Origin of the sequence: Pseudoalteromonas sp. UBA6610, assembly GCF_002433295.1 — a bacterium.
Lineage (GTDB): Bacteria > Pseudomonadota > Gammaproteobacteria > Enterobacterales > Alteromonadaceae > Pseudoalteromonas > Pseudoalteromonas atlantica.
The window spans coordinates 30,597-48,499 of sequence record NZ_DJHW01000055.1 but is presented as its reverse complement, the minus strand read 5'-3'; the positions used below and the strand labels follow the sequence as shown (position 1 = coordinate 48,499).

Sequence of the window (17,903 nt, the reverse complement as noted above, 5' to 3'; positions counted from 1 at the left end):
TAATCCGCAAAGGTCAACAGACCCATAGAACATTAAACAGGATTGTGCATGCTTCGCTTAATACAAACACTACTTGCCACCAGCCTACTATTTACAGGTTTTATGGCGCAAAGTTACGAAATTGAAGATTTAGGCGGTGGCCTCCACCCTTTATTGACGACAGACACCGCTCGGTATTTTTAATCACTCCACAAGGTGCAATAGTTACCGACCCACTAAATAAAAAAGCTGCCACGTGGTTAAAGGAGCAAATTAAAACTCGCTATAACGTACCCGTTAAATACGTTGTATACAGCCATAATCACAGCGACCATATTTACGGCGCAGAGGTATTTAAAAGCACGCACACTACCTTTGTTGCGCACAAACTTACCGCGCAAGATATTAAAAACACGAAAATAAAAACGGTTATGCCTAACCTTACCTTTGATGACGAACTAATACTTACCCTTGGCGGCTCAACTTTAAAACTTAACTACCACGGCCCTAACGATGGCCGAGGCTCGGTAAGTATGCTGTTCGAAAAACAAAAAATATTATTTGTGGTCGACTGGATAGTTATTGGCAGAATGCCATGGCAAAAACTATGGAGCTACGATATTCAAGGTATGATTAATTCAACCCAAGCGGTTTTAAATTACGACTTTAATACCTTTGTGGGCGGCCATGCCGATATGGGTAATAAAGCCGATGTTGCACGTTATTTAAGTTATATAGAGCAACTGTACAACCAAGTAACCGCCGCAGCGCTTGCAGGGCAAAGCCTAGAGCAAATAAAACAAAACGTTAAGCTCGATGAGTTTTCAGATTTAAAGCAATATAAAGCATGGCTGCCACTTAATATTGAGGGCGTATACGAGCGCCTTATGGAAGAGTCGGGCATGGGCTGGCGCAGCGATTTATAAATTGTATGTGTATGCACTTGTTGCTTAAATACAAGTGCATACGTATTCACATTGAATTAACACTGCAAGCTTGTGATAGTGCACTTTTTGTATGCTAAGGCGCCACCATGAAATTAGTTGCTTTACTGTTTAGCTTATCAATATTTGTAGTGCATACCAGCTATGCAAACACGGCCAAAGTGCAAGTAAGCAAGGGCCATATTGAGGTGATCGACAATATAGAATCACAGTTTGTAAAAAACCGTTTTTTAAATGTATGGTTACCGCCAGGTTACAGCAAAAACACCACCTACGATGTACTTTACATGCACGATGGCCGCATGCTGTTTGATGCCAATAGCACATGGAACAAGCAAGAGTGGCGCGTAGATGAAGTAGCCGGCTCATTAATAGAGCAAGGCAAAGTACGCCCATTTATTGTGGTAGGCATTCCAAACGCCGTAGAAAACCGCCACAGCGAATACTACCCACAGCAACCGTTTGAGGCCTTGAGCAAACAAAAGCAAAACGCCCTATACCAGTTAGAAAAATACCCAGGCCACAAATTATTTGCCTCTAAGGTTTACTCAGACAACTACTCACGCTTTTTAGTTAAAGAAGTTATTCCTTATATAGAGTCTAACTACAACGTAAATAAAGGCGCGCAGCACCGCTATATTGGTGGCTCTAGCATGGGTGGGCTTATATCGTGGTATACACTACTTAATTACCCTAACGAATTTGCCGGCGCTATTTGTATGTCGACCCACTGGCCAGGTATTTTTAGCCACGACGACGAAGTATTTGCCGAGTTTAAAAATTACATTGCCAACAACATCGCCAAGCTGAGTAACCAAAAAGTATACTTTGATTATGGCGACAGCACTTTAGATGCCATGTACCCTAAGCTACAAGCGCAAATTGACGCGCTATTTATGGCGCAACAATACCCAGCAAAGCTATGGCAAAGCCAGTATTTCCCGGGGGAAGATCACACCGAAAACGCATGGGCAAAGCGCCTACACATTCCCCTTGAGTTTATGTTTAGAAAAACCAAACAAGCTGCCCCCGAGTAATCATTTATACCAATTCGTTTGATTAAGTGATCTATTTTGAGGATGGGTATTATAAGTAATACGCCCTTTCAGTAATCACAAAAAAGTGGCTTAACGTTCATTGCGTTAAGCCGCTTTTTTAATGCACTTTTAAACCTAATTAACCAAATAACTAACTAAAATCGACCACCACTTCATAGCGCCCTGGCTTGTCGTTTACATCGTAAACCCAGCCGTGGCGTTTTATTATTTTTTCGCTTAATTGCAGGCCTAGTCCGTACCCTATGCTGGCGTGTTTTGCTGAAGGCGAGCTCGCTTTAGGGGCCTCGTCCTGCTTACTACAATTAACAATAGTCACTTTACTGCCTTGCTGCGTAATATGTACTTGGCCAAATTGGGTATGTTGGTAGGCATTACGAATTAAATTAGTCAGTACAATGTGGCACGCAGTAGCATCGGTTGTAATAACGCTCTCTTGCTGGGTGTTTAAAACCACCTCAACGTGCTTAGCATTAAGCAGGTAATTAAGCTCGTTACTCAGGGTCGTTATTTTATCACTAAGGTTTACAGGTTCTGGACTACTTTGCTGATCTTCGTTGCGACTTAGCCATAATAACGTATCGGTTAAATCGCTCATGGTTAAACCGGCGCGCTCTATACGCTCAAGTGTAAGCTGCTGTTTATCACTTAACGGGGCTTTTTCGCTCAGCCGATTGAGTAACTCAACGTTACTGCGAATAACCGAAATTGGCGTACGCAGCTCGTGGCTGGCATAGCTTAAAAAGCGCTGCTCACGCTCTACGCTTTCATTTGCCGAAAGTAAGCTGCTGCGTATTAATGTGGCTAAAGTGTTTAGTTCGTTATATGTAAAATCGGGCGGTGTTTGCTGCAGATTAGTTTGGTTTAACGATTTAGCCCAGCCCCTTAACGACTCCACTGGCTTGGCTATTTTTTTCATTACCATAAACAAAAAAAACGCAAATAACACAATGGCAGCAATGCCTGTAATGGCAATCCAAAGCATGCGTTGTTCGGGCTCTATATTAGCGAGCAATTGTGGTTTGTCTTTTTCGAGCATAATGCGCGATATATAACGCGGCTCGCCTTCGGGGTTTGGATAATACACCACAAAAAATAAATTTTGCGGCATAGAAAACATCGAAGGCCTGTCTTTTGTTTTATGTAAAAGCCCCACCTCTGTTGGTTTTTTAAAACGCTGCTGAATTGACGCAGGCATGTCTTCCCAGCGGCTTGCTATATTAAATCCCACCAGCTCTTTTGTTTCCCCTGGCTTTACTTCTGTGGTTTGCGAAAGCTTTAACATCACCCCGTTTAAGCCTTTATCTAGCCCATCAATAAAGTAATTTACACTTAAAAACGAAAAGCCAATGGCCATAGCAGAGCTAAGCACCACCATACTGGCAAAAAAGTAGAGCCTTAAACTAGGCCTTATTTTCATTGTGGTTGCCCTTCATTTGCTGTTATTGCAAAGCCCACACTAGGAATGGTTTCAAGTGTAACTTGGTGTGTGGTTGCTTCTAATTGCTTACGCAAATGATGCACATGCACTTTTAAACTGTTGCTGTCGGGCTGCTCTTCGCCCCATATAGCTTGCATAATGCTACTGCGCGTAACAGGCTGCGGCGCATGGCGTACTAAGGTTTCTAGCAATTTAAATGCAATGGGCGATAACTTTAATGTTTGCCCCTCTACATCGGCACTGCGCTTTGCTAAATCTAAATTTAAATTAGCTAAGGTGAGGCGTTTTGCCTCACCACTTTTGCGCTTTGCCAGCACTTGTACCCGCGCTACTAGCTCTTTCATGGCGAAGGGTTTTACTAAATAGTCGTCGCTACCGGCGGCAAAGCCCTCTAGTTTGTTATCGAGGCTATCGCGTGCGGTCAACATTAATACCGGAATATCTTTACCTTGTTCACGCAATGTTTTGCACATTGTTAAGCCGTCCATTTTGGGCATGTTTACATCTAAAATAATCATTTGATAATCATTAATTTGCAGTAAATTTAAGCCCAAAACGCCGTTGCTTGCATGGTCACACTCAATGTCTTCTATATCGAGGTAATCAACAATTGTTGTTGCCAGGTCTATGTCGTCTTCAACCAGTAGTACGTTTATCATTAAGAGGCAGCTCCTTGGGTGCGTTTACCACTTAAAAAGTCTAACACATTGGCAAGTAAGCGCTTAATGTCTATTTGAATCATTAATAATGCCGGAATAAGGATTAATGTAATAACCGTGGCAAACAAAATACCATAACCAAGTGATGCCGCAGCAGGGATTAAAAACTGTGCCTGCATTGAGGTTTCGCTTAATAACGGCACTAAGCCCGCATAGGTGGTAATTGAGGTAAGCATTACCGCGCGCAGGCGGCTTGTACACGACTCTACAATGGCATCGTGCGTGCTCATGCCTTCATCTTTTACCAGCTCGTTAAAGCGCGATACCAATAATAGGCTGTCGTTTACAACCACCCCACTGAGCGCCAAAATACCATTTAAAGAAAGTATGCTGATGGTTAAGTCGTTCCACCAATGGCCTAAAATAGCCCCCACAATACCAAAGGGAATCGCCACCATAATCAACATAGGTTGAATGTACGATTTAAGCGGAATCGCCAGCAATACGTAAATAACTAATAACGCGGCTATAAACATAGTGGCCATTGAGCCTGTTGTTTCGTCTTGCTCTTCGGCTTCTCCGGCAAAGTGAATACTTAAGTTAGGAAATTGCGCGTTAAGCTCAGGTACTAAGTCGCGGCTTAAGTTAGCAACTAATTCGTTAGATGCCACAATGTTTTTATCTACTTGTGCGCTTAAGTAAATTGCACGTAGGCCATCAATGCGGGTTATTTCATCTTGCTGATATTCGCTACTTATATTGGCTACGTTAACCAAAGGTACTACGGTGCCATCGGGTAACCTAATACGCGATTGCATAATATCGGCTGGTGTTTTACGGGCGTTTTCTGGGTAACGTACACGTACTTTTACTTCGTCTTTATCGCGCTGGTAACGCTGTACAATTGCTCCACCAAAAGCTTGTAAAACCTGCTCTGATAGGCTCGCCGTATCCATACCTAAAGCGCGCCCTTGTGCATTTAAGGTAAATTTAAGCTGTGGCTGACCTGGGTTTAAATTATCGTCTATGCCATTAACACCAGCAGTATTTTGTAAGCGCTCTTTAAACAGTGCGCCTGCGGCCATTACGGTTTCGTCATCCCACGCTTTTAACTCTACTTTAAAGTTATCGACCATTTTACGTGTAGCCAATACTTGTAGCTTTTTGCTGCCCTCTGGCATACCGGCAAGGCGCTGCCATTCTTGTGCAAATTCGCTTGCAGTAAAGTCGCCCTCGTTTAATAGCTCAACACTTACCGTACCGCTAGTATCGCTACTGCTCACTAATTGTAAGCTCGTTATTTCGCTCTCTTGCGAGTCAAACTTATCCATTAAATTTTGCTGGGCTTGTAGTGCACTTTGCTCAAGCGCTAACAAGTTTTTATTAGTTTGCCCATACGCTGCATCGTTTTGCATAACAAGTTCAGCGGTTACGGTATCGCCGGCAATACTTGGGAAAAAACCTACTTTTACTGCACCGGTCATAGGCATGCCAACAACCAGAATAAAAAAGGCCACAAATGCGGCAACAATGGCGTATCTAAATCGTAACGAGTATTCAATAACGCGGCGGTACACTTTATCGCTAAACCAAGTTAGGCCGTTGTCGGCGCCGTGCTGCACCTTTGACCACAAGCCACTAAGACCCGACTTTAACTGGCGTTTAGTGCTTACGTGGGCTAAATGCGACGGTAAAATAAGTTTTGATTCAACAACCGAAAGCAGTAAACAAATCGTCACTACGGTCGCAAACTGTGAGTAAATTTTACCTAAATTGCCAGATACATTCGAAAGCGCAACAAACGCAGCTACCGTGGTTAATACCCCAAATATGGTGGGGACAGCTACCTTCATGGTGCCTAAAATCGTGTTATTAAGGGTGTCGCCGTGTTTTTTGCGAGTGGTGTAAATACTCTCCCCTACAACCACGGCATCGTCGACCACGATCCCCAGCGCCATAATAAAACCAAAGGTGGTCATTTCATTTATGGTCAGTGCGGTGTAGCTGTCGGTCATAAAGTACAGTGTGCCAAAAAATACAAATGGCAAGCCACCTGCAACCCATAGTGCAACGCGTACATTTAAAAATATCGCTAAAATAACAAACACCATAATAATACCGGTTACGGCATTTTTAGTAAGCAGCGATAGGCGCTCGGTGATCATGGTGCTTTTGTCGTGCCAGCTTTCAAGCTCTACATTTTGCGGTAATAAGCCCCGCTCGTGCCATGTATCAATTACGCTTTGTGCTTGCTCAACTATGGTGGTTATATCGCTATTTTCATCCATTAAAATTTCAATGCCTACGGCATTTTTCTGGTTATAACGACTTAGTGAGTTGGTATCTTCTGCGAATGTGTCGGTAACGGTTGCTACATCACCTAATTTAATTTGTGTGCCTGATTGCGTTGTAAGTAACACTATATTGGCAAAGTCGCGCTGCCAGTAAGCTTGGTCTGCCGCTTTTAGGCGCATAATTTTATTGCTATCGCGCAAGCTAGTAGAAAGCGGGCTCGATGATTCGTTGTTAATCACCTCGCTTACATCGCTAATAGTTAAACCGTAGGCTTGTAGTTTGCCTTCGTCGATTTCTACCGACATCATAGGGTCAAGCACGCCCGATTGCTCTACATCGCTAATGCCCGATTTAGCTAATAAATCGACTTTTAGTTTTTCACCTAGGTTTTGCAACGTATGGCGGTCGGCATCACCAAATAATTGTAAAGTTAATGCGTGATCTTGCCTGCGCGCTTTGTCGATCACCGGCTCTTCGGCATCTGCCGGAAAGTTATTTATGGCATCAACTTGGTTTTTAACATCGGTGAGTAGCTCATCAAGCGAGTAATCGGTTTTTTTCTCAATGCTTACATGACTGCCGCTGGCATCGGATGTAGAGGTAATGCGCTTAATACCGGGTACGGTTTCAAGGGCTTCTTCTACTTTTAGGGCGATGCCTTCTTCTGCTTGTAAGGCATCGCCACTGTCGTAAACCACCGATACTGAAATAGTATCTGGCTCAAGGCTTGGAAACGCCTCTTTACGCAAAGTAGAAAGCGACATTATGCCCATAACTATTACGCTAATGAGTAATAAATTGGCGGCCACTGAGTTGTTAGCAAACCAGCTAATAATGCCGTGCAAAGGGTTAGTATTATTAGGTAGTTGCGGTGCTTGATGCGGGCTCATTATGGCATCTCCTCAACAATTGGGTTTACTAACATATCGTTTAAGTAGCTTACGAGTGGGCGAGCCACCACACGTAAATTAGTGTGTCCTTCAATAGGAGAGATATAAACGTAATCACCGCGCTCAAATAGTTTTTGCGCTTGAATGCTCATTAACGTGTTTTGCTCGTTTACGTACCAAATTAAGCCCTCTTGCGATACTGCTGAGGCGGGTAATTTAATTACGTTGTTAAGCGCTTTGCCGGCAATTTGTACCGCTAAAAATGTACCTGGTAGCAATGGTGTTGCTTGCTCAAAAGGTTTGTCTAGCGCAACCACTACACTGCGCTGGCGTGAGCTATCGTCAAGATGCTGCTCAAAACGAGCAATGTAACCTTGCCACTGATTCTGTGTTGTTACATCACTTAAAATAACCTCGCCCGACTTATCGCTTGCCAGGTTTTGCCATTGGCTTAATGAAAGCGGTACGCTAATTTCTACTTTGTCGGTGCTGTTTAATGTAGCCAGTGTATCGCCAATGCTTACGTAAGTGCCTAAATCTACATCGCGCGATAAAATAACAGCATCAAACGGCGCACTTATATGGGTGTTTTTTTCATCACGCTGCGCAGTTTGTAGTGCGTATTGGGCGTTATCGGCCGTTGCTTGGGCGGCTTCTAGCTGTAGCGTTCTAAATACTAAAGGTGAGCTTGGCGCTTGTGTTACACCCGAGCGCTGCCATTCACGCTTTGCTTGGTTTCCTAAGTCTTGCTCTTCTTGTAGGGCAAGTTTGGCATCTGCCAATGTGGCTTTAGCGCTCGCGACTGCTTGTAAGTATTCGGTGTTATCTATTTGTGCAAGCACTTGGCCCTTTTTAACTACATTACCGGTAGCAAATTGCTCGCTCATATTGGTTATTTCGCCCTTAACTTGTGCTTTTAAGCTAAGTGCCCAGTGTGCTTTAGCCTCACCGTGGCCGCTAACATAGGCTTGATACGTACTTGGCACAGCATTTATAACCGATACATTGGGTGCCACAGATTTAGCCGGTTCTGGCTTTGGGCCATTTGCTTGCTGCGCCATTTTTTGGCCGTTATATGAAATAGCAAGCCCTATACAAACAATGGCAACAAGAGTTACAACAACAGGTACTGGCGAAATTTTCATGACGATACTCCAAGGCCCAAGGCAAGGCCTAAATCTATACGGTTAGTTAAAAGGGTGTAATTTATTTGGCTAAGCTGAGCTTGTAGGTCGTACACCTGCTGCTGCACGGTTAGTAGGTCTAAAATATCAACCAAACCTTGCTGGTATTTGCTTTGGTAGTTGCTATAACTGCGCTTAGCACTGGCAAGTGCTTTACTAATTTGTAGCTGCTGCTGTGTTAATGATTGCTCTTGGCCTAGTGCGTTTTCTACTTCGTTTACGGCGCTAAGTAGCGTGTCTTGGTATTCCCAAAACGCCTGTTCGGCATTTAATTTTGCAATATCAACTTGTGCACGAAGTGCCCCGCCTTGAAACAAGGGCGCACTTAAACTGCCTAATAAGTTCCATACTGGGCTGGTTAATAATGCTTGGCTGGGTGTAGTTGCTAAATCGCTAAGCGATGCCGAAAGCGTAATGCTTGGCAGTAAATCTTTGTAAGCTACATCCACTAAATAACGTTTAGATTGAATATTGTAATAGGCACTTTGTAAATCGGGGCGACGCGCTAAATCTTGCTCTGGTAACGCGCTTAGCGGCTCAATAACCTCAGGTAAAACAGAGGTAGTAGGTAAGTTTTCAAGTTTATCAGCGCCCACTAATAATACTAAAGCGCGTTTAGCTTGTGCTATTTGCTCTTGGTAATCGGCAATAGTGGCTCGGGTTGAAGCGGTATTTGTACGCGCGGTATCAAGGGCTTCTAAATCACCTAAACCATATTGGTAACGCTCAACAATACTTTGCTCGTTATTTTCTAAAACCGTTAAGCGCTGCTGCTCTATGTTAAGTAAATCTTGCTGCAAAATAATGTTTAAATACGTGCGCATCACGCTGGCTACTAAGGTGTCTTTAGCGCCTTGGTAAGTGGCCTGATTACTGGCTATGGTCATGTCTTGCGCGGCTACGTTATCAGCAATTTTTTGCCATACGTCGGCTTCCCAGCTAACCCCTAGCGATGAGCTGTACTTTGTGCCAGTTGTTTCGTTGTGCTGAGCGTCAAAATCGGCATCTACACTAAACCACTGGCTTGCTGCGGTAACATCGCGCTGCGCATAAGCAAGTTTTAGCGCCACATGCACTTGGTTAAATGAAGGGTTATTTGCAACGGCTTGGTTAATAAGCGAATCAAGCCCCGCTATATTCACTAAATCAGAGATATAACTTACCTCGGTTGCATCATCTTGTGTGTATTGCCAATTTGCATGCTGCTTTAGCGATTGCTCGGTGCTATTACCTGTATAGCTTGGCTGGCTACTACACGCAGCAAGCGTGCAGCTAAGTGCAAGCAATAAAACCGTTGAGCGCTTTTTAAAATAAACCATTTAACTGTGCCTAATTTACATCATTACACACAGTGTATTAGGGCAAGGGTTAAGGATGGGTTAAAAGGGGTTAACTTACTTTAGACAAATTAGTATTTGCCTCGTTTAGCCAAATTACGTAGCCTTTGGCAAAAATACTCACTTAAAACTCATATGCATAAATTAATTTTTACCCTTTTTTTAATACTCCCCACGTTATTGCAGGCTCAAGTAACCTTAAGTGATAAAACCATTATATACAGTGGCCAAATCAACAAACAAAATAACAATACGGCAGCTGAGCTTTTAAAAACTAACCCTACAATTAATACATTTACGATTACCAGCGGCGGCGGAAACATAGATTTAGGGATGGACTTAGCCGAATTAATTTTGGCGCATAAGCTAACAGTAAACATAAAGCAGTTTTGCTTTTCGTCGTGTGCTAATTATGTGTTGCTTGCTGGCCACCCTACTACAATTGAGCCCAATACAATTATTGGCTGGCATGGGGATGCAGCCTCAGCTAAGTGGTTAGATAGTGATATTGATGCCATGGTAAAGCATTTAAAAGAGCCACAAAAAAGCCAAAAGTGGCAGACATTACGCGCCCATTACGATGAGGTAATTGCTAAAGCAAGCTTGCGCGAAAAAGCTTTTTACACAAAGCTAAATGTAAATCACGACCTACTCACAGTAGGGCTAAAACCCAGTTTACGCAGCGCCGCCATAAAGCAACGTGCGCGTGGCTGGACGTACTCACCTAAGGTGCTTAACTATTTTGGAATTAGCAATATTAGCTATAATAATTGGCAACCTCGTTCAGCTAAAAACTTTCCGCTGCTTATTATTAGCGACTTAAACTAATAACCATCCCCCTCTTTACTAATCTCATTTTTACTCACAATAAAGCCCTGTTAATAGCAGGGTTTTGTGTTTTAGCTGCCTTATAAGTACTTTGTGGATACTCACTATTAATATGACAAATACTTTACACACTTTAAAACCTAATTGATATGCGTTATCATTCGCAACATCATTAACTTTTAATATTAACAATAATGAACAAGCTAATTAAATTTACCCCAATATTATGCGCGCTTGCGTTGGCTGGTTGTGGCGGGGGCTCTGGTAATACTGCTCCACAGTTTTCTCAACCTAATTTAAGTTTTACTGTAAACGAAGACACCACTTTTTCAGGCCAAGTAACAGCCACCGACGATGACGCCTTAAGCTATACGCTTGCCAATGCACCAAGCAATGGCATCATAGCAGTTGAAGCAAACGGTGAATTTACCTACACACCATTTAGTAATTATTTTGGAGAAGACACAGCAACCATTAGCGCAAGCGATGGCAGCTTAACGGCAAATGTAGTGATACGTTTTAGCGTAGAAAATGTTAATGATGCCCCGCAGCTCCTCACTACTAATGTATTTGTTACCTCTTCAACCACCACTCAAGGGGTTATTACTACACAAGACTTAGATGGCGACACCGTAACTATTAGCTTAATAACACCACCGAGTAATGGCGTAATGAGCATAAATAGCACCACGGGTGAATTTACCTATGAGGCTCAATCTCTAAGCAGCATTGATGAGCAATTTGAAATTAGCTACACAGATGGTCTAATTAGCGAGCCGTTAACTGCAATTATTTCACTAAGCCCTTCTTATGTAACTAACGAAGATAAACTTAATTATTATTACAGCTCTAGTCTGTCGCACTTAAAACAAGCCGACGAGTTAAGCGCAAATATTGCCGATGAACTTTCTCGATATGAGGTATACGCAACCCAAGCTGCGGCCTATGCACGTGCAGGATTTTTAGATACTGCTAACGACTATTTAGCGCTTATAAACGAGCAAACAGCGCGTTCTTCGGCACTAAAAGATGTGGCACAAGCACTAGACGAAATAGGCCAAACAGAACAAGCAAACGATTACCGTGACCAAGCGGTGGCGGCCTACAACCAATACTTAGCTGATAAAGGCTTTGATAACATTGCCTCATCAGACGCATCAGCCCTTTATTCTTTAGTAAAAAGCTATTTAGCTGCTGATCAAGTTTCGCAAGCAAGTAATTTGTTAAATACAATTTCATTATACGCAGAGCAAGTACGCGAAGACGAATACACCTCAAGCTATGGCTACTTTTTAAATGGCGTACGCTTATCAATAGATGACGCCCTACAAAGCTATGCGCAAAGCCTAGATGAAAGCGATTTAACGCAAGCCAAATTGCTTGCTAATAACTACGCGCAACTTGCAGTAAAAACAGGTTACAGGCTAGTACGTAGCGGCGAATACGAAGGCCAACCATACGAGCAATACAAAACGCTACATGGTGCATGGGCTGCGCAATACCTTTATAGAGCTGGCGAATTTGAAGCGGCAAAAGACTATACTAACCAAGTACTTGCCATGTATGGTTCAACGGGTTTTGATAGTAACTACGCATACTCTGCATCGCCTTATAGCGCCGCTACTTTAGATAACTACACTTACCCTATTCAATTTTTAGCAGGCTTAATTGAAGGCCTTTACCAAAGCGACGAAAACCCAGCAATAACGCTATCAGACAGCGAAACCGATATAAACAACGCGCAAGAGCAAGTGTATGGTTTTAATATAGCTAATCGCCTGCTTGGTGGTGAAGATATAACGAGTGCCGCAGCTCAAGCTCGCAGCTTTTTTACAGAAAATGGTGATTACAACGAATTTTTTAGAGCGCTAACATCGCTTGATAACGTCCCTGGCACAGGCCTAATTTTAAGTGAAGCCGGCAGAAACGATCTAGCACAGCAAGTATTTACCTATGCTGGCGACTTTATAGCCTCGGATGACTACATAAGCAAAGAATCATCAACCACGCTTTTAACCGGTTCCAAGGGCTGTAAATTGTTAGTTGATTTAACTGCGCAAGTCGGTGGTGATACAGCAAATGCCGCTAATAAATGCTTAACCATGCTTAATACGCTCAATGCAGGCGATATACGTACGCTAAGTAATACCTCATCAATTGCAGCTCATAATCAAGTAATAGTATCGCTTATTAAAGGCGGCTTATCGGAGCAAGTAGCTGGTGTACACAATCAACTACTTAGCTACATTGCCCTAGATGAAGATACCGAAGACAGGTTTGAAGCCCGCTTAGAAACCTTAGGTTACTTAGTTAATGCAAACCAAACATCACTGGCAAGTACCACTTTAAATGATGCTATTACTGAAATAACCCCTGAGCTAAATGCATTAACAAGCGATCAGCTAGAAACTATTTTAGCCGCTGTTAAAGCCGAAGTAATTGGCTTAGAGGAAGCTCAAACAGGTGAATTTGAGCGTTATTCTATGCTTTCAAGCATGGGCACTAACGCGGCGAATATTAGCGATTTTTCAGCAAACTATAGCAATGCAAAAACACAAGCTAGCACGCTTTTAAATACACTTGAGCCTCTTATTTTAAACTTTGCCGATACAATTATTGCCGACAACATGGAAGATTTAGTAAACAGTTTTACGCTAATTAACGATACCACTAAAGCACAAAGCTTAATAAATAATGGCGTTAATGGCGAAGCCGATCAGCTTGAGCTTTACATAGGCATGACCAACTTAGTCGCCTCTCGTGATGACTTTAAAGGCATAGCTATTGCCAGCGTAGATACAGACCACGACGGCTTACCTAACTTCTTTTTACCTAACACCAGCGATGAAGATATAGCCTTAGCTGGATTAATTGCCGACCAAGACGCCGATAACGATGGCGTAATTGATAGCGAAGACACTACCCCACTAGGTATTTAACTAAGAGCCGTAATAAATGCAGACACCGACTACCCTCGCGTGTCTGCTTTTGCTTTCTCAGGGTGTATACGCCGCAGAGCAGCAACAGCAGACCGAACCAAAAACACAGCCATGTAACGACCTTAAAAATGAGCAAAAAGAGCGTTGTGAAGCACTTGAGCACATTGAAGTAAAAGGCCAGTACATAGGCATAGAAGTACCCGAAGTTATTGGGCGTTCTTACTTAAATCGTGACTTTATAAATGCCACACCTAAAGGCAACGGCGATATAAACGAGCTTATTGCATTGCTCCCTGGTGTACAGCTAAGCAACGAGGCTTACTCTATTGGTAGTTTGGCAGAAATCAGCGCACCAGAAATATCAATCTCAGGCGCGCAGCCATGGCAAACTGGCTTTTCATTAGATGGACTAAACTACAATAACCGCATAGACCCGGGTAGCAGCAGCCGCTTAAGCTCTTCATCAAACGATGTATCGGGCGGCGTGCAAAGCATGAATGTAAACTCCGATGTAGTTGAATCAATCACAGTGTACGACCATAACATTCCGGCTGAGTTTGGTGGCTTTTCGGGTGGCATTGTTGATAGTAAAACCAAAAGCGTATTTATCAATGACAGTTTTAGCTTTGGTGTGCGGGGTAATCAAAGTAGCTGGGGGAGTTATCACTTTATAGAAGCCGATCAAGACAGCTCTCAGCAAAATGTTGATCAAAGCACACTTGAAACGCCTAAGTATGAAAAAATCAGCTATAACCTGCGTGCTAATAAACAAATTAATAAGCGCCATGGCGTAATGATGAGTGTTAGTTACTTAACCAGCGACATCAGCGATTTGTCGTTAGGGGAAGTTAAAACGCAAAGCCGTAAAAACATAAATGCCATTGTTAAATATGGTTATCGCAATGGCTGGGTAGACGCATTAGATTTAACTCTAATGTATTCACCTTACGAAGTAGATGACTTTATAACCGACGCCAAAGACAGCGACTTCCATTTAGAAGGCGGCGCCGTAGGCGCGGTCGCATCACTTACCCAGCACTTTGATTTTGCAACCTGGCGCAGTAACCTTAATTTTAGTATGAGTGATAGCAGCCGAGAAGGCCCAGCGCACTTTTATAACTGGCTGCAAGCTAAAGGCAAAGATTGGGGACAATATGCCGACCAAGGCGATGCGCAAACGCGCTACTCTCGCCAAGGAGGCTATGGCGCTTTAGATAACACCCAATACACCACCAGCTGGAAAAACACGCTAAATTTCAATTCATTTGAATTTGCAGGAACTGAGCATAATATTAAGGCCGGTATAGAGCTTATTCGCCAAGAAGTAGAGCGCGAACGCATACAAAATAGCTACAACTACGACTCCCCTATTATATGGTCTAGCGCTAGTACACCACTTAATTGCAGTGGTTACACGCTTGACTGCCAAGCGCTTGAAACCACTATATCTATTGACGAACTTGCAGCGCAGCTAGGGGGCGAAATTGATTTTAACAACCAAGATCACATAACAGCGTACAGCAACAATGTAACAGCCACCGCGCAGTATTTTAATGGCCGCTTAGTAACCCCAGCAGAGTATATAAATGTAGCGTTAAATCGCGCCTCGTTTTATGCAACAGATAGCATCACCTTAGGGCAATTAAGCTTAAATTTAGGTATGCGCTATGAATACGATGACTTTTTAGCTAATCACAATATTGCGCCACGTCTATCCCTTGGTTACGATGTATTTAACAACAACCGCACTATTATTAGCGCAGGGGTTAACCGCTATTACGACTCAGCCATTATTGGTTATAAAGTAAAAGAGCAGCAGCGTTTTTCATACCGAGAGTACCGCCCAATTGAAAACGGCTACCTTCAAGGGTGGCTACCGTCTAACTACACCGGCGCGTTTAAATACCGCTTTGATGATGTAAATACCCCCTACGATGACGAACTCGCATTAGGCATTGCGCATTCATTTGAAAAAGCAGGCAATATATCTCTCAAATATGTAAAACGTAAAAAGCATCAGCAATTTTCTCAAGTTACCGATGAAGAAGCAGCTAGTGATGGCTATAAATACATTTATATGACTAACGAGGGTGATGGCAGCTCAGAGCGCTACTCTATCTCGTGGAGTGCACAATTTGGTAAACACTCTTTATGGGCCAATGCCTCCTATGCTGAAAACAAAGTTTCAAACGACGAATACAGCGCTAGTGCAGAAAATACCCCCCTTGATGAACTCGTTTATTATCTCAATGCACAAGGCGAAGGCGAGCTTGTAACGCTTGGGCAGCTAGAGCAAATACGCACCAACTTTGGCACCCCAGTGTCAGGTGCGCTTGGCTGGAATGTTGATTGGAACAGCTCATTTAGTACAGGCTTAAATGTTACCTACAGTGACAGCTACACCAGCGCGGTAAGTACCGGGGCTAGCGAAAGTATTGGGCTTGAGCAAAGCTGTACAAGTTGCCCTGTAGAATCAAGCTTAGTTGATGTATACGAAGAGCAAGAAATACGCGCCAGAACCATGCTAGGGCTAAGTTTACGCTATAGCCATAACCTCACAAAAACCCAATCTATTGACATAAGAGCGGATATTTCTAATTTATTAAATGCCCGCACTTACACAGTAAACGAAGGAGCATCAGGTATTGAGCCCGGGCGTATGTTTTGGGTAGGAGTTAGCTATAACTATGATTAGGTTATTAAGCATTTTTTTACTGTGCTCATTTAGCTTAAACGCCAAATCAACAAGTAGTAACGATTTACGCTCACTTTATAGTAAAGGCCAAGCTCATTGGCCTGCTATTCAAACCAGTGACGGAAGAAGCGTTGAGCCCATGTCGCTTTTGCCTGTAGCATCGCCTAAACCTGAGCACGTTGCACTAGGCGATAAGCTTTTTCACGATGTGCAGCTTTCACGTAATAATACCGTTAGCTGCGCAACCTGCCATGAACGCGACAAAGGCTTTCATGATGGCCGTACAACAGCCATAGGCATTGACGAGCAAATAGGCACGCGTAACACCCCCGCTATTTTTGGTATTGATCAATGGCAACATTTTTTTTGGGATGGACGCGCAAGCACCGCTGAGCAGCAAGCGCTTATGCCAATAGAAAACCCAATTGAAATGGACTTAGATCCAAAAATAGCTTTAGCCCGAGTAAATAAAGATAAGAGTTACCGAGCATTTAATAAAAGCGCTTTTAATAGCAGCACGTTAACCACTGAGCAAATGGCTAAAGCCTTAGTTGCGTTTGAGCGCACATTAGCAGCGCCAAATAGCCGCTATAAAACTTTTTTAACGCAGCTTAATAAAAATCCACAGCAAGCAGTTAGTAGCCTAAGTGATAGTGAGTTAAATGGCCTGCACCTATTTAGAACTAAAGCTAAATGCATGACTTGCCATAACGGCGCACTACTTAGCGACAACCAATTCCATGGCACAGGGCTGCATTATTACGGCCGCCGTTTTGAAGATAAAGGCCGCTACGATGCCACCCACAACCCTGAGCATATTGGCCAATTTAGAACCCCATCGCTATTAGGGTTAATGCAAACATTCCCGTGGATGCATAACGGCTTATTTGACGATTTGGCCGGCATTGTCGCCTTATATAACCATGGCGGAGTAAGGCCCAGACCACGAAAAAACCAACTAAACGACCCACACTTCCCTAAAACCACCGACCTGCTTATAAAGCTTAATTTAACCAAGCAAGAACAAGCCGACCTAGTGGCATTTTTACGCATATTATAAATAGTAAGCAACTCACCTAAAGTGCGCGCGAGTAGCTTAGCGATATAAAATCGAGGCCTGGGTTAGGCTTTTTAATACCAGCGTTTGAATAATGAAAATACTTAAGCGACACGCTGTGTTGCTCAGCCTCACCAAATTTCATGGCAATGCCTAGGCGGTCTTCAAACTGGTAATGTGTGCTTATGTTTTTTCCCGCAAATTTAGTGTCGTCTAATAGGCTTAAACCAATACCAAACTCGGCAAAAACGCGGTTCCCAGCAATACTGCCAATAGGATAAAAAATAACAGGCGAAAGCGATAAGCCTAAATTAGCGTCGTAGCGTTTTGGGTCATCGTATTCAAAAAAGTTAGCATTGGCTTCTAGGTAAATCTCTAGCTCTTCAAAGCCTTCTATTTGGTAATCTAAGGCATATTGATAAGCCACCTTAATCCCTCGCACGTCTCCTTCACCTTGAATATAGCTCATCGAAAAGTAATCTTGTGCAGCCGTTGCAGCGCCTGCGTATAGCGTTATAGCTATTAAAAACAATTTATAAAGTTTCATGTTATTCACCTCAAGCAGCTCTATTTTTATTGCAATTGCTTGACCTAAACACA

General features: G+C 43.0%; 11 protein-coding genes and 1 pseudogene. 6 read left to right on the top strand and 6 right to left on the bottom strand.

Annotated elements, in window-relative coordinates:
• The first annotated feature begins 48 nt into the window (after window positions 1-48).
• Window positions 49-905: pseudogene (locus B4F91_RS07210) on the top strand (MBL fold metallo-hydrolase).
• Between the two features lie 107 nt (window positions 906-1,012).
• On the top strand, window positions 1,013-1,960 hold the full coding sequence (locus B4F91_RS07205) for an alpha/beta hydrolase (protein ID WP_286938837.1): 948 nt from the start codon (window positions 1,013-1,015) through the stop codon (window positions 1,958-1,960).
• Window positions 1,961-2,111: 151 nt separating this feature from the next.
• Here the strand turns inward: B4F91_RS07205 and B4F91_RS07200 are convergent, their stop codons facing one another.
• From B4F91_RS07200 to B4F91_RS07180, 5 genes are read right to left on the bottom strand one after another with little or no spacing between them, the layout of a single operon-like run.
• Window positions 2,112-3,398 (bottom strand): sensor histidine kinase, encoded by a 1,287-nt coding sequence (locus B4F91_RS07200; RefSeq protein WP_286938836.1) that lies wholly within the window; start codon window positions 3,396-3,398, stop codon window positions 2,112-2,114.
• The gene (locus B4F91_RS07195; protein ID WP_029772931.1) at window positions 3,395-4,078 is read right to left on the bottom strand and encodes a response regulator transcription factor; all 684 of its coding nucleotides are present in this window, start codon (window positions 4,076-4,078) and stop codon (window positions 3,395-3,397) included. Before B4F91_RS07195 ends, B4F91_RS07200 begins: the two co-directional genes overlap by 4 nt.
• Window positions 4,078-7,263 (bottom strand): efflux RND transporter permease subunit, encoded by a 3,186-nt coding sequence (locus B4F91_RS07190; protein WP_286938835.1) that lies wholly within the window; start codon window positions 7,261-7,263, stop codon window positions 4,078-4,080. The genes B4F91_RS07195 and B4F91_RS07190 overlap by 1 nt, the downstream gene beginning before the upstream one ends.
• Complete coding sequence (locus tag B4F91_RS07185; RefSeq protein ID WP_004588879.1) at window positions 7,263-8,408, bottom strand: efflux RND transporter periplasmic adaptor subunit; 1,146 nt, start codon at window positions 8,406-8,408, stop codon at window positions 7,263-7,265. The genes B4F91_RS07190 and B4F91_RS07185 overlap by 1 nt, the downstream gene beginning before the upstream one ends.
• Window positions 8,405-9,766 (bottom strand): TolC family protein, encoded by a 1,362-nt coding sequence (locus B4F91_RS07180; RefSeq protein WP_288635501.1) that lies wholly within the window; start codon window positions 9,764-9,766, stop codon window positions 8,405-8,407. Before B4F91_RS07180 ends, B4F91_RS07185 begins: the two co-directional genes overlap by 4 nt.
• Window positions 9,767-9,919: 153 nt before the next feature.
• Between B4F91_RS07180 and B4F91_RS07175 the strand changes: the two genes are divergently transcribed.
• The 4 genes from B4F91_RS07175 (at window position 9,920) to B4F91_RS07160 (ending at window position 17,306) form a co-directional block, all read left to right on the top strand.
• A complete protein-coding gene (locus B4F91_RS07175) occupies window positions 9,920-10,612 on the top strand; it encodes a hypothetical protein (RefSeq protein WP_235207540.1) in 693 nt (230 codons plus the stop codon).
• 194 nt (window positions 10,613-10,806) lie between these two features.
• Entirely contained in the window at window positions 10,807-13,551 is a 2,745-nt protein-coding gene (locus tag B4F91_RS07170; RefSeq protein ID WP_096042266.1) for an Ig-like domain-containing protein, read from the top strand.
• Between the two features lie 16 nt (window positions 13,552-13,567).
• Window positions 13,568-16,246 (top strand): porin, encoded by a 2,679-nt coding sequence (locus B4F91_RS07165; protein WP_286938831.1) that lies wholly within the window; start codon window positions 13,568-13,570, stop codon window positions 16,244-16,246.
• Entirely contained in the window at window positions 16,239-17,306 is a 1,068-nt protein-coding gene (locus B4F91_RS07160; RefSeq protein WP_286938830.1) for a cytochrome-c peroxidase, read from the top strand. The genes B4F91_RS07165 and B4F91_RS07160 overlap by 8 nt, the downstream gene beginning before the upstream one ends.
• 16 nt (window positions 17,307-17,322) lie before the next feature.
• Here B4F91_RS07160 and B4F91_RS07155 read toward each other — a convergent pair whose 3' ends face one another.
• Window positions 17,323-17,850, bottom strand: coding sequence for an acyloxyacyl hydrolase (locus B4F91_RS07155; protein WP_024033246.1), 528 nt, complete (start codon window positions 17,848-17,850; stop codon window positions 17,323-17,325).
• Window positions 17,851-17,903 lie beyond the last annotated feature (53 nt).

Excerpts from the sequence above, each read along its gene's own strand:
- B4F91_RS07180 (WP_288635501.1), bottom strand. The coding sequence starts at position 9,766 with ATGGTTTATTTTAAAAAGCGCTCAACGGTTTTATTGCTTGCACTTAGC.
- B4F91_RS07155 (WP_024033246.1), bottom strand. The coding sequence starts at position 17,850 with ATGAAACTTTATAAATTGTTTTTAATAGCTATAACGCTATACGCAGGC.
- B4F91_RS07160 (WP_286938830.1), top strand. The coding sequence starts at position 16,239 with ATGATTAGGTTATTAAGCATTTTTTTACTGTGCTCATTTAGCTTAAAC.
- B4F91_RS07170 (WP_096042266.1), top strand. The coding sequence starts at position 10,807 with ATGAACAAGCTAATTAAATTTACCCCAATATTATGCGCGCTTGCGTTG.
- B4F91_RS07195 (WP_029772931.1), bottom strand. The coding sequence starts at position 4,078 with ATGATAAACGTACTACTGGTTGAAGACGACATAGACCTGGCAACAACA.
- B4F91_RS07165 (WP_286938831.1), top strand. The coding sequence starts at position 13,568 with ATGCAGACACCGACTACCCTCGCGTGTCTGCTTTTGCTTTCTCAGGGT.
- B4F91_RS07185 (WP_004588879.1), bottom strand. The coding sequence starts at position 8,408 with ATGAAAATTTCGCCAGTACCTGTTGTTGTAACTCTTGTTGCCATTGTT.
- B4F91_RS07190 (WP_286938835.1), bottom strand. The coding sequence starts at position 7,263 with ATGAGCCCGCATCAAGCACCGCAACTACCTAATAATACTAACCCTTTG.
- B4F91_RS07205 (WP_286938837.1), top strand. The coding sequence starts at position 1,013 with ATGAAATTAGTTGCTTTACTGTTTAGCTTATCAATATTTGTAGTGCAT.
- B4F91_RS07175 (WP_235207540.1), top strand. The coding sequence starts at position 9,920 with ATGCATAAATTAATTTTTACCCTTTTTTTAATACTCCCCACGTTATTG.
- B4F91_RS07200 (WP_286938836.1), bottom strand. The coding sequence starts at position 3,398 with ATGAAAATAAGGCCTAGTTTAAGGCTCTACTTTTTTGCCAGTATGGTG.